The following is a 12,427-nucleotide window of genomic DNA, read 5'->3' on the forward strand; positions in this document are numbered from 1 at the left end:
GCGTCAGCGCCGTGACGGCGGCGGGGAAAGGTGTCGGTGGTGCACGGTAGGGTGCCGGGGTGACTGAGCAGCCGGATGAGCCGACCGCGCGACGAGTGGACCGGTGCCTGCTGATCGGCGACACGACCACCACGGTGCCCGTGCCGGAGGGCTGGCTCGCGGTCGTGGTGGCGCCGGCGGCGGCCCCCGTGCCCCTGAGCCCCGTCGTGCTGCGCGGCCTGCGCGGCACGCAGGACCCGGACGGTCCTGACGGCCTCGAGGGCCTGATCCTGCTCGGAGCCGGCGACCCGGCAGCGGTGGAGCTCTCGGGGGCGGTCGGCCGGCCGGTGCTCGCGACGGACGGCCCGGTCCTGTTGGCCCCCGGCGGGCTGCTGTTCGCCTCGGCCGGCTGGTGGCGGCACACGCCGGGCGGCCGCCGGGTCGCGGCCGGACCACGCTGGCCCGCCCCGGCCTGGCAGTCGAGCGTCCCGGAGCTCGCGGTCCGCGCCGTCCCCGCCGGATGGCTGCTGGGCGACGGCGACTCCGGGCCGGCCGACGCGGTGGCCGTCGACCCCGACCGGCCCCGGCTGCTCTTCGACGCCACGGTGACCGGAGCGTCGCTCGCCGCCGCGCTGCGGGCCCTGCCACCGGCCGCTCGGCTCATCACCGACGTCGTGCCGCTGCTGCCCGGCCAGGGCGCGGGCCGGCCGGTCGCGTTCGCGGCCGCGCGCGAGCTCGGCGAGCCCGTGCAGCTGTTCAACGGCGTGCCCCTGCACGCCCCGGCCGGTGATGTGGTCGTCTACGCCCTCGACCCCGCCGGCCTGCCCGTGTGGCCGGAGCCGGCGTGGCTGCTGTGCTGCCATCCCGACGGGCGCGAGCAGGTCCTGGCGTCCTCCCCGCCACAGCCGGCGCTGCGGCCGATCGACGCCGCGACCTACGGGATGGACCTCGGCTGGCTCGTCCGGCTCTCGGGCGGCGGCCTGATCGCCGAGCCGTCCGGCCCGCTGCTGCCCGGGCGCGGCCGGGCGGAGGTGCCGCCGCCGCAAGCCTCGACGCCCGCCGATGAGGATGCGGGCCCGGCCACCATCGATCTGACGCTCGACCTCACACCGGCCGCCGCAGCTGCCGGGCCCGCGACGCCCTCCACGGCCGGGGGCGCCGTGCCTGATCCCGATGCGCCGGGCGGAGTGTCCGGGCCGCTCGGTGAGGCGGATCCCGCCGACGGGCGCTACCGGGTCGTGGTCGGGACCGCGGGGCTGGAGATCAACGACCTCCTGTGGCCGCCGGTGTCGGCGCTGTTCACGGCCGTGCTCACGGACATTCCGGCCGTCGTGGACATGCGGGTGGCCGGCGACGCCACCGCCTGGGGGCTCGCCGCGGCCCGGGAGCTGGCCGAGCGGCACCCCGGGGACGCGGGGAGCGCGGCGGGACGGGTGAAGGCGTACAGGGCGGCGGAGCTGCTGCCGACGGCCGCCGCCGACGGGGCGGATGCCGTGCCCGCCGCGGACGGGCGGAGGCGGCGAATGCTTGCGCTGGCCGCCGCCGCGATCGTCGTGCTCGTGCTGGTCGGCGTGGCGTTCGCCTGGCCGCGCGGTGGCGGCGGGCCGGTCGCCGCGGAACAGGAGCAGCTCGAGCCGGGGTTCGTGCCGGGGACCGGTGGCGGGCCGTCGGCGCCGGGGGCCTCGGCGCGCGGGTCGCGGGCGCCGGCCTCGGCGTCGGGGACGCCGTCCGCGGGGCGCCCGTCCGGGTCGGCGCCGGCCACGGGAGGCTCGGCCGGGCCGCCCGCGCCGAGCGGTGCGCAGAGCCCGACGCAGTTCAGCCTCGGCGACCTCATCGACCTGGCGATGGCGCATCCCACGCGGGACAGCGGGCACGCCGACGTGTACGGGTCGGGCAACATCGTCGACGGAAACCCGATGTCGTACTGGGAGAGCCACACGACGTTCCCGCAGTGGGTCCAGGTCGATCTGGGCGCGGCCACCGAGGTGCGGCGGGCGGTGCTGCGGCTGCCGCCGTTGGCGGCGTGGCCGGCCCGCACGCAGCGGATCGAGATCCAGGCGAGCACGGACGACCGGACGTTCCGCTCGATCGTGCCGGCCACGACGTACAGCTTCTCCAACGACTCCGGGCAGCGCGTGAGCGTCGCGCTGCCGGCCGGGGCGGTGCGGTACGTCCGCGTGGTCTTCACCGCCAACAGCGTGCAGGGGGCGGGGCAGCTGTCGTCGCTGGAGGTGTACGGCGCTTGACCTTGACCTTGGCAGAGACTGCATGCTGGCGTCCGGCGGCGCACATGGGGGCGCCGGGACTGGAGGAGTCGTGGTCGAGATTCGGTTGCGCGACGTGCCGCAGCAGCATGTCGTGACGGAGGTGCGCACGGTCGACCAGGCCGAGCTGACGGCCTGGCTGCCCGGCGCGATGGCGCGGGTGGCCGAGCGCGCGCGGGCGGCCGGCGGGCTGCTCGGCACGGCGGACTGGCCGTTCCTGGAGCGCTCGGGCCGGCCGGACGAGCCGGTGTTCGTGACGATCTACGAGGGCAACCCCAACGAGGGGCCGACGCCGGTCGAGGTCTGCGCGACGGTGGCGAGCGGCGGCGACCGGACCATCCCGGCCCATCGCGAGGCGTACGCCCGGGTGACGAAGGGGCTGGTCACGGGCGGGCAGCTCGGCGGGGTGTACGAGGCGGTCGAGAAGTGGGTCGCCGCCAACGGGCTGAGCATCGCCCGGGCGCCGCGGGAGACCTACTGGACCGACTTCCCGGCCGCCGCCGACGGCGACGAGGTCTTCGACGTGGCGTTCCCGGTGTCCTGATACCGGCAACGTGCGCGACACACGCCCCGCGCGGCCCGGCGAGCCGTCGCCGCGGCGCGTTCCCGACGTGGCGCTGCCTCTTGTGCTGACCGGCCGCGCCGGGCCCCGCCGTGGCCCGGGGAGGGCGCCGAATCCCTCCCCGGGCCGATCCCCCTGGTTACGAGCAGGCCGCGCCGTTGAGCTTCACGCCCGACGGGGCGGGGCTGGACGGGCCGTTGGCGGTGTAGCCGATCGTGACCGAGGCGCCCGGGGCGAGCGACGGGGCCCAGGTCGGGGCGGCCGCCGTGAACGTGGTGCCGGACTGGGTCACGGTGGCGTTCCAGCCGCTCTGCAGCGTCACGCCGGACGGGACGCTCCACGTCGCCGTCCACGGGTTGACCGCGGTGTTGCCGGTGTTCTTCACGGTGACGCTGGCCTGGTAGCCGCCCTGCCACGCGTTGTCGATCTTGACCGTGGCCGTGCAGCCGCCGGTGGGCGGCGGGCCCGACGGCGACTTCGACACCGACGGCGAGACGGAGCCGGTCGGGCCGGTGCCGCCGCCGACGGGCGGGATGAGGTACGGCTGCAGGATGTTCTGCTTCTGCTGGTTGACCGTCTTCCAGTCGTCGCCGACGATGCCGCCGGTGTCGCCGGAGTTGGGGTTCCACGACCAGTAGGTGAAGTTCATGCCGGTGACGCCGGTGCCCATGTACTGCATCAGCTTCTGCAGCCACACGACGTCCTGCGGGTTCTGCAGGGTGCTGCCGAACTCGCCGACGAGCACCGGGGCGATGTTCTGCTTCTGCAGGTAGCCCCAGAACTGGTCCCAGATGCCGGGCAGGTTGGCGGGGAAGGTCGGGTCGTCGAACCACGCCTGGTGGTAGACGGAGTTGGCGTACTCGTGCGCGGAGTACACGAGCTTGTTGGGCTTGTTGAGGCGCACCGGGTACTGCCCGGCCTTCGACAGGTTGCCGCCCCACCAGCCGCACGGCTCGTCGGGGATGTTGTCCCACGCGTTGGCGTTGCCGCCGCTGGTGCAGCTGACGCCCTCGACGACGATGAGCCAGTTGGGGTTGGCCTCGAGGATCGCGTTGCCGGCCCGCTCGGCGGCGAGGCGCCAGTCGCGGTTCACGTCGCCGCAGCCCCAGCAGGCGCCGGTGCCGTTGGGGTCGGTGCCGTCGGCGTGCGGCTCGTTGTGCAGGTCGGCGCCGATGACGGTCGGGTTGTTCGCGTAGTGGCGGGCGAGCATCTGCCAGTTGCTGATCCACGTCGACTCGGGCGTCGCCGCGACGTACCACAGCGCGCTCTGCCCGGCCGAGGTCGGGCGGTGCCGGTCGAGCAGGATGCGCATGCCCTTGCTGCCGGCGTAGTCGACGACCTTGTCGAGGATCTGCAGCGGCGTGAGGCCCTGCAGGTCGGGGTTGGTGTACCCGTCGACGCTGTTGGCCTGGGCGCCGGGCTTGAGGGCGTCGTCGGAGTACGGCACGCGGATCGTGTTGTACCCGAGGCTCGCCATCTGGTCGATGTGGTCGCGCCACGCCCGGGCCCACAGGCCGTGGAACGTCTTGTTGTCGGTCTCCATGCCGAACCAGTTGAGGCCCGTCAGCCGGACCTTCGCGCCGGTGCTGTCGACGAGCTGGGCGCCCTGGGTGCTCAGGTACCCCGTCCCGGTGCCGCCGGTGGCCGCCGAGGCCTGGCTGTTGAGCCCGATCACGACGGCGGTGCCGACGAGGGCCATGCTGCTGGCCGCGACGGCGGCCCAGAGTCTCCTCATGGGCGTTTCATAGGCGCCGGATTCGGTACGGCGACAGCGCGCCCGGCCTCGCCGCGCATTCGTCCAGCTCAGGGGCGTACCGCCGCGGAAACTTACACCGCCGGCAGCAGCGCCAGGAGCTTGTTGTGCGCGTCGATGACCTGCGCCGCGGCGGCCTTCGTGGCCGGGTCGGACCCGGCGGTGCCCTCGGAGGTGGCCAGCGCGACGGTCCCGCCGAGGTGCTCGCGCAGAATGGCGGCGGCCTTCGCGGCCCGCTGCCCGGCCGGAGCGTCGCGCACGGCGGCGAGGTCGGCGTCGAGCACCATCCCCGGCAGGTCGTGCCCGGCGTGCTGGGCCGGGTCCTCGATCCCGCCGCCGGCGGTGAGCGCGGCCCGCAGCGCCGCGAGCTCGGCGCGGTGCCCGTCGGCCCCGGCGGTGGCGGCCGCCTTGAGCGCCGGGTCGTCCTTGACGAGCTCGAACAGCGGCAGCGCGCTGTTGTCGAGCGAGATCATGAGCTGCAGGAACGCGAGGTCGGTCGGGTTGAGCACCGCGGCGGCCCCGGCCGGGGCGCTGGGCACCTCCAGCGGCGGCGCGGCCGGCTCATGCGCGGGCCGCGCCCACAGCACGACGACGGCGAAGGCGGCGACGAGGACGACCGCGACGGCGAGCAGCCGCCGCCAGAGGTCGCGCCGCTGGGGCTCGTCGAGCTTTTCCGGCTCGACGGGGCTTTCTTGTTGGACGGGCGCCGCTTCCGGCTCGGGATCGCCCGACAATGCCACGGCCGAGCCGTTGATGTGCTCCTCGCCACCCGGGGTCGCGCTGCTCACGTCCCTGACGGTAAGTCCCGCCGCGCCACGGTTTCTATTAGGTGCGCATTAATTTGTCCCGATGATTTTCGACGGGCGCGAATAACGCTTTTAACCCGGAAATAAGGTCCGCGCCGCGCGGGCGAGATGATCCTGCAACAGGGCGTGCCGGAACTGGTACACCGGGCCGGCCTCGCGCAGCACCCCGCGCTGCCGGGCGTCCTCGAGCAGCGCCATGAACCGCACGGGCCGGCCGCGCAGCCGCCACCGCACCTGTGCGAACAGCAGGAGCAGGGACGGGCCGATGGTGCGCCAGCAAAGGCAGAGCGCCATGAAGATGGCGACCGGGATCATCCGGCCCAAGAAGACCGCCGCGACGGCGGCGGTCCACGCGATGGTCCCGCCCAGTTGGACCACCGCGATGGTGCGGTCGTGGCGGTACAGGCCGCGCGCCGTCACCGCCGGTCGCTCGGCCCCGCTCCGCGGCGCGTCCCCGGTGAACGTCCAACGGCGGGCGAACGTCGAGACGTCGCGCGGGAAGGCGTGGACCACATTGCCGATGATCAACGCGGCCAGCCCGCTGCCCAGCGTGAGGTAGCCGAACTTCGCCTGCGCGGACCCGACCATCCAGGGCACGCTCAGCACGGCGATGCCGGCGACGAGCGTCCCCGCGGCCAGCGCCACGACCGCGTAGCGACCGGAGCGCGGCCGGCCGTCCCGAGGGTCGATGCCGCCCCAGAATGGCATGGCCCACCAGCGCAGGTCCCGGGCCTCGCCGAGGTGCGCGGCGGCCCAGCCCAGCCAGCGCAGGGCGTCGCGGCGCTCGCCGGGCTCCGGGTAGGCCGCCTCGACGCAGCGCGCCAGCAGGTGGCCCATCAGCTCGTCGACGGTGACGAACCGCTCCTCGTCGGTCATCTCGGCCGGGTCGTCGTGGGCATAGGCGTCGCGGGCCAGGGCGAGCGCGAGCGGGGTGCGCAGCGCGTGCGCGGCGACGCCGTTCGGCCGATCCGCGACGGCCCGGATGACGGCCTCCCACCGCTCGCGCTGGGCGCCGGTCTGCCCGGCGAGCAGGAACGCCGCCGCCGCGTCCGGCTCCATCGGCCGTACCTCGACGACGGCCGCGCCCCGCAGCCGCGGCTCGCGCCGGCGGCCCTGGAACTCGTCCGGCCCGCTGGTCAGCACCACCCGCAGGCCGGCCGCGTCGCGGTCGAGCGCCTCGAGTGCCCGCGCGCGCCGGTCCTCGGGCATCTCGTCGAGGCCGTCGAGGAACAGCGCCACGCGCCGGTCGAGGATCAGCCCCCGCGCCCGGGAGTGGCCGGTTTTCCGCTCGCCGAGGTCGGGATATGCGTCGACGAGGTTCGCCGCCGCCCACTGCACCAGAGGCGTGGCCGGGTCCCAGCCGCTGAGCGTGAGCCAGGCCGGCACCGGCTCGCCGGAGCCCGCCTCGCGGTCGCTGAGGATGTCGAGCAGCAGCCGCAGCATCGTCGAGGTCTTGCCGGCGCCGGGTTCACCAAGGATCACGATGCGGTCCGGGGCGTCGGCCGGGCGGTACAGCCGCTCGCGGACGTCCGCCACGGTGCCGGTCGCGAGCGTCACCGGCGACGGGCCGACCAGGCCGCGCTCCTGAGCCTGCCGCTGCCAATAGCGCAGCGTCTCCCGCGCGAGATACTCCAGGGCTTCCTCATACTCCAGGGCTTCCTCGGCCGGCCGCACGGCCGGCGCCGGCCGCCCGGCCAGCACCGCCGCCACCACCCTGAGCAGCGCGACAACGGTGACCAGCGCTACGGCGACGATCGGCGCATCCAGCACCCACATGGCGACGGCGGCGGCCACCAGCACCACCGCTTCGAAGTACCCCCGTACACGTCGAAGCATGACATCGATTGTGGCAAAGGTCCGCCATCCGGCGGGGACCCGTCAGCTGCCGATGCGGGTGACCTCGCCGTGCGGGGCGTTCTGCCACCACATGCAGTCGACGAGCCACGCCGCGCCGCCGGCCGACGCGACGAACTGCACGACGAGCCGGCTCGGCTCCGTTTGCGACTGCGACACGGAGTAGCCGTCGCGCGGCGTCGCCGTGACGAGCGAGACGACGCCCGCGCGGATGCGGATCACCGCGTCGCCGCCGTCGGAGCGGAACGAGCGCAGGTACACGTCGACGCCGTCGGGCCCGGTCGTCACCGTCCAGCCGTCGACGATGCGGGCCGGGGCGGCGGTGGTCGCCTTCGCGGTCGCCGACGGGCTCGCGGCCCCGTGCGTCGGCGGCGCGCCCGGCGGCGGGCTGAACGCGGAGCTCGGATCGGCGATGATCGTCGGCCGCGGCGTGACGGAGAACGCCGGGTCGGGCGGCAGGGTCTGCGTGACCGCCTCGCGGCCGCCCTGCTCGCCGGCGGCGGCCGGCACGGCGTCGTCGGGCACGGCGGTGCGCAGCACGGGCCGCAGCGCCAGCGACGCCACCCCGATGCTCGCCGCGGTGGCCAGGCACCACAGCAGCACCGGCACCGCGCCCCGACGAACCCGCATGGCGAAATCCTCTCACGTGACCCGTGCGGGTCCGAACCAACGAACCGGTCGGTGACGATAGTTTGTTGCCATGCCCCTCATCCTGCTCGTCGAGGACGACGTCGCCGTCTCCGGTGCCCTCTCCCGGGCGCTGACCGACGCCGGGCACGTGGTGCGCCCGGTCGGCAACGCCGGCTCCGCGCTGCGGGTCATCGCCACCGACCCGCCGGACCTGGTCATCCTCGATCTGGGCCTGCCCGACATGGACGGCCTCGACGTGCTGCGCATGCTGCGCGGCATCTCCAACGCGCCGGTCATCGTGGCCACCGCGCGCCGATCCGAGCGCGACATCATCCGCCTGCTCGACGCCGGGGCCGACGACTACGTGACGAAGCCGTTCTCCAGCGCCCAGATGTCGGCCCGGATCAATGCCGTGCTGCGCCGCGGGCAGGGCACCCCCGGCCCCGCCGCCCCGCCGGCCGGGGTCACGATCGGTGAGCTGCACGTCAACCCGCAGCAGCGCTCGGCGTCGATCAACGGCCGGCCGCTGCAGCTGACGAAGAAGGAGTTCGACCTGCTGTCGTACCTCGCCCAGCGGGCCGGCCGCGTGGTCAGCCGCCGGGAGCTGCTGACCGAGGTGTGGCAGCGCCCCGACAGCTCCGGCGAGGACCAGACCATCGACGTGCACGTGTCGTGGCTGCGGCGCAAGCTCGGCGAGAGCGCCACCGCCCCCCGCTACCTGCGCACGTTCCGCGGCGTCGGGGTGATGCTCATGGACCCGAACCAGCCACAGTCATGAGAAGCGCCCTCATGCGCCTGTCGTTCGCGATCACCTCCATGATCGCGCTGGCGTTCCTGGTGCCCCTGGCGTACGTCACGAAGCAGATCGCCCACGACCGCGCCCTGGCCGAGGCCCGCTACCAGGCCGACGCCATGGTCGCCGCGCTCGCCTCCGCCCCCGGCAACGGCTCGGGCGCGCTGGACCGGGCCGTCGCCACCGTGCCGGCCGGGCAGTCGGGGCGGCTCGCCGTACACCTGGGGGGCGAGCCCACGATCGGCACCAGCCACGCCCTGTCCGCCGACGTCGACCGGGCCGCCCGCCAGCGCCGCTCGCTGACCGCGGACGCCCCCGGCGGCGTCGCCTACCTGCAGACCGTCGTCCTCGACGGGGACCGGACCGCGGTCGTGGAGGTGTACGTCTCCGACGACGACCTCAGCCGCGGCGTCGGCGCGGCCTGGCTCGCCCTCGCCGGCCTCGCGGTGGTCCTCGTCGCCGGCTCCACCCTGGTCGCCGACCGGCTCGGCGCGCAGATCGTCCGCGCGACCCGGCACCTCGCCGAGGGCGCCCGCGCGTTCGGCGACGGCGACCTGCACGCCCGCGTCGAGCCCGAGGGGCCGCCGGAGCTGCGCGACGCGGCCCGCAGCTTCAACCGCATGGCCGAGCAGATGGTCGCCTTCGCCGACGCCGAACGCGAGCTCGCCGCGGACCTGTCGCACCGGCTGCGCACCCCGCTGACCGCGCTGCGCCTCGACGCCGACGCCATGCCGCCCGGCCCGATCGGCGAGCGGATGCGCCAGGCGTTCGACGCCCTCGACGACGAGATCGAGCAGATCATCACCGCGGCGCGCCGCTCGGCCGCCGACCGCACCCCGCAGACCTCCGACCTGGTCGAGGTGGTCGCGGACCGCCTGGCCTTCTGGTCGGTACTGGCCGAGGACCAGAACCGCCCATGGCGCGTGACGGGCGGCCGGGAGCCGGTGTACGTCCCGGTCGCCGAGTCCGACCTCGTCTCGGCCGTCGACTGCCTGCTCGGCAACGTCTTCCAGCACACGGCGGAGGGCACCGCGTTCGAGGTGCACGTGTCGGCCCGCGGCCTGACCGTCGACGACGCCGGCCCCGGCATCGCCGACCCCGACCGCGCGCTGCGCCGCGGCTCCAGCGGCGCCGGCTCGACGGGCCTGGGCCTGGACATCGTCCGCCGGGTCGCCGAGACCGCCGGCGGCCGCCTGGTCATCGAGCGCAGCCCGCTGCGCGGCGCCCGCATCGCGATCGAGCTGGACCCGTTCGCCCCCGAGATCCCCACCACCCACCGCCCGGCCCGCCGCGTCGTGCGATGACCGTCGGCGTGGGGTGTGCCGGGCGTCTCGCGCGGCGCATCGGCGCGCTGTTTCAGGGGTTAGGGCAGGAGGCGTAGCAGGATCTCGTCGAGGGCGGCCAGCTGGTCCTGCGTCAGGGGGGCGAAGGAGCGCTCCAGGACGCCGTTCAAGATGCGCTGGCCCTCCTCGCGCAGGGCGTCGCCCTTCTCGGTCAGGCGGTGGTGGACGGCACGGCCGGGGCCGGGGACGCGTTCGATCAGGCCGCGGTCGATCATCCGAGCGGCCAGCGTGCCGAAGGACTGGTCCGTCTGGAAGGTCAGCTGGGCCAGGTCGTGCAGCGACGCGTCCGGGTTGCGGTGCAGGTGGCGCAGGGCGTCCCACTGCACCAGGCTCACGCCCAGCGGGGCCAGTGCCGCGTTGGCCTCGCGGTGGTGGCGCATCTGCAGGCGCTTGATCGACAGGCCGATCTCCGACAGTGCCCTCGTCATGCGTCCAGCGTATCTCAGGTTGCTGATATCAACATGCTGATATAAGGTTCCTGATATGATGAAGACATACCTGATCCTGCATGGCGGGGCCGGGCCGCAGTCCGTTGCGGCGTTCGCCGAGATGCTGGCGGCCGAGACCGGGGCGCGGGTGCTCGCGCCGACCCACCCGGGGTTTGACGGGACCGAGCGGCCCGAGCACATCGGGACCGTCCGGGCGCTGGCGGCGTACTACCGGGAACAGATCGAGGAGCTCGAGGACGTCACCGTGATCGGGAACTCGATCGGGGGGTGGATCGCGGCCGAGCTCGCGCTGCTGAACCCGCCGAACGTGCGGCGGGTCGTGCTCGTCGACGCGGTGGGGATCGAGGTGGCGGGGCATCCCGTCGCGGACTTCTTCAGCATGACGCCCGAGCAGGTCGCGGCGGCCAGCTACTACCGGCCGGGCACGTTCCGGGTCGATCCCGCGAAGATGGCCGGCAACCGGGCGGCGCTCGCCGTCTACGCGGGCGAGCCGTCGATGGTGGACCCGACGCTGCGGGAGCGGCTCGGTGCCGTACAGGTGCCGGCTCTTGTGGTGTGGGGCGACAGCGACGGGATCGCGGACGCCGGCTACGGGCGGGCCCTGGCCGAGGCGATTCCCTCAGCGCGGTTCGTGGTGCTGCCCCGCACCGGGCACCTGCCGCAGATCGAGAGCCCGGAGGCGCTGCTGGAGGTGGTGCGGGGATGGGTCGCCGACGCCCCGAAGGCTACCCATCCCCGCACCGTTTACCAGACACCCGAGGAAAGCTTCTAGCGGGCGCGGCCCGCGCGGCGCTTCGCCCACACGTCGAAGGCGACCGCGGCCAGCAGGACGATGCCCTTGACGAGCATCACGCGCTCCGGCGGCTCGCTGTTCAGGGACATGCCGTTGCTGATGACGGCCATGATGAGGCCGCCGGTGATGGCGCCGACGACCTTGCCGACGCCGCCCTGCACCGCCGCGCCGCCGATGAACGCCGCCGCGATCGCGTCGAGCTCGAAGGCGTTGCCGGCGGTCGGGCCGGCCAGGTTGAGCCGGCCGGCGAAGATGATGCCGGCGATCGCCGACAGCACGCCCATGTTGACGAAGATCCAGAACGTGACCTGCTTGACCTTCACGCCGGAGAGGTTCGCCGCCTGCAGGTTGCCGCCGACGGCGTAGATGTGCCGGCCGAAGACGGTGCGCTGGGAGATCAGGGTGTACGTCAGCACGAGCACCGCCAGCAGGACGAGCACCCACGGCAGGTTCTTGAACCGGGCCAGCTGCACGATGACGAACATGAGCACGAGCGAGGCACCGGCGAGCTTGGCCCAGAAGACCGGCAGCGAGTCGACGGCCTGGCCGTAGCCGATGCGGCCGCGGCGGGCCCGCCACTGCACCGCGACGATGCCGACGACCGTGGCGATGCCCACGATCAGGGTGAACAGGTCGGCGCCGCCCAGCGGGCCGAGGCCGACGTTGTTCAGGAAGCCCGGGATGAAGCCGTTGGACAGGGTGCGCACGTCCTCGGCGAAGGGGCCGATGCCCTGGTTGCCCAGCGTCGTCATGGTGAGGGCGCGGAAGATGAGCATGCCGGCGAGCGTGACGATGAAGGCCGGGATCCCGAAGTACGCGATCCAGAAGCCCTGCCACGCCCCGATCGCCGCGCCGGCCAGCAGCGTGACCACGATCGCCAGCGGCCAGGGGATGTCCGCCTTGACCATGAGCACCGCGGCGAGCGCGCCGGTGACGGCGACGACCGAGCCCGCGGACAGGTCGATGTGCCCGGCGATGATGATGAGGATCATCCCGATCGCCAGGATCAGGACGTACGAGTTCTGGATGACCATGTTCGAGAGGTTCTGCGGCTCGAGCAGCGACCCGTCGGTCAGGATCGTGAAGAACACGACGATGGCGGCGAAGGCGATGTAGATGCCGCTCTGACGCAGGTTCACCGAGAACCGGGTCGGTGGCGTGACGGTCGGCTCGACCGCGGGTTCGACCACTGTGGTCATGG

11 protein-coding genes are annotated in these 12,427 nt (G+C 73.9%); 5 read left to right on the forward strand and 6 right to left on the reverse strand.

Features of this window, described 5'->3' with window-relative positions; translation table 11 throughout:
- Positions 1-59 precede the first annotated feature (59 nt).
- Positions 60-2,225, forward strand: a complete 2,166-nt coding sequence (locus tag ACQEVU_RS30655; RefSeq protein ID WP_433329594.1) for a galactose-binding domain-containing protein — start codon at positions 60-62, stop codon at positions 2,223-2,225.
- A 70-nt stretch (positions 2,226-2,295) separates the two neighbouring features.
- Positions 2,296-2,787 carry a hypothetical protein gene (locus ACQEVU_RS30660; RefSeq protein ID WP_433329596.1) on the forward strand — a complete coding sequence of 164 codons (492 nt, stop codon included), beginning with the start codon at positions 2,296-2,298 and terminating at the stop codon, positions 2,785-2,787.
- A 157-nt stretch (positions 2,788-2,944) separates the two neighbouring features.
- Here ACQEVU_RS30660 and ACQEVU_RS30665 read toward each other — a convergent pair whose 3' ends face one another.
- The 4 genes from ACQEVU_RS30665 to ACQEVU_RS30680 form a co-directional block, all read right to left on the reverse strand.
- Positions 2,945-4,540 carry a cellulase family glycosylhydrolase gene (locus ACQEVU_RS30665; RefSeq protein WP_433329598.1) on the reverse strand — a complete coding sequence of 532 codons (1,596 nt, stop codon included), beginning with the start codon at positions 4,538-4,540 and terminating at the stop codon, positions 2,945-2,947.
- Positions 4,541-4,632: 92 nt separating this feature from the next.
- The gene (locus ACQEVU_RS30670; protein ID WP_433329600.1) at positions 4,633-5,346 is read right to left on the reverse strand and encodes a DUF305 domain-containing protein; all 714 of its coding nucleotides are present in this window, start codon (positions 5,344-5,346) and stop codon (positions 4,633-4,635) included.
- 90 nt (positions 5,347-5,436) lie between these two features.
- Positions 5,437-7,200: an NACHT domain-containing protein gene (locus ACQEVU_RS30675; RefSeq protein WP_433329602.1), complete on the reverse strand. Its 1,764-nt coding sequence runs from the start codon at positions 7,198-7,200 to the stop codon at positions 5,437-5,439.
- 42 nt (positions 7,201-7,242) lie between these two features.
- Positions 7,243-7,848, reverse strand: coding sequence for a hypothetical protein (locus ACQEVU_RS30680; RefSeq protein ID WP_433329604.1), 606 nt, complete (start codon positions 7,846-7,848; stop codon positions 7,243-7,245).
- A gap of 70 nt (positions 7,849-7,918) precedes the next feature.
- On the opposite strand from ACQEVU_RS30680, the gene ACQEVU_RS30685 reads away from it, so the two are divergent.
- Positions 7,919-8,626 carry a response regulator transcription factor gene (locus ACQEVU_RS30685; protein WP_433329606.1) on the forward strand — a complete coding sequence of 236 codons (708 nt, stop codon included), beginning with the start codon at positions 7,919-7,921 and terminating at the stop codon, positions 8,624-8,626.
- The gene (locus ACQEVU_RS30690; protein WP_433329608.1) at positions 8,623-9,945 is read left to right on the forward strand and encodes an ATP-binding protein; all 1,323 of its coding nucleotides are present in this window, start codon (positions 8,623-8,625) and stop codon (positions 9,943-9,945) included. The genes ACQEVU_RS30685 and ACQEVU_RS30690 overlap by 4 nt, the downstream gene beginning before the upstream one ends.
- Before the next feature lie 59 nt (positions 9,946-10,004).
- On the opposite strand, the gene ACQEVU_RS30695 is transcribed toward ACQEVU_RS30690, so the two are convergent.
- Positions 10,005-10,412 (reverse strand): MarR family winged helix-turn-helix transcriptional regulator, encoded by a 408-nt coding sequence (locus ACQEVU_RS30695; protein WP_433329610.1) that lies wholly within the window; start codon positions 10,410-10,412, stop codon positions 10,005-10,007.
- Between the two features lie 55 nt (positions 10,413-10,467).
- On the opposite strand from ACQEVU_RS30695, the gene ACQEVU_RS30700 reads away from it, so the two are divergent.
- Positions 10,468-11,205 carry an alpha/beta fold hydrolase gene (locus tag ACQEVU_RS30700; protein ID WP_433329612.1) on the forward strand — a complete coding sequence of 246 codons (738 nt, stop codon included), beginning with the start codon at positions 10,468-10,470 and terminating at the stop codon, positions 11,203-11,205.
- On the opposite strand, the gene mmsB is transcribed toward ACQEVU_RS30700, so the two are convergent.
- The gene (gene mmsB, locus ACQEVU_RS30705) at positions 11,202-12,425 is read right to left on the reverse strand and encodes a multiple monosaccharide ABC transporter permease (protein WP_433329614.1); all 1,224 of its coding nucleotides are present in this window, start codon (positions 12,423-12,425) and stop codon (positions 11,202-11,204) included. The two genes, ACQEVU_RS30700 and mmsB, sit on opposite strands and share 4 nt — an antisense overlap.
- Positions 12,426-12,427: the final 2 nt, after the last annotated feature.

Origin of the sequence: Dactylosporangium sp. CA-139066 (genome assembly GCF_050936175.1) — a bacterium.
Classification (GTDB): Bacteria; Actinomycetota; Actinomycetes; order Mycobacteriales; family Micromonosporaceae; genus Dactylosporangium.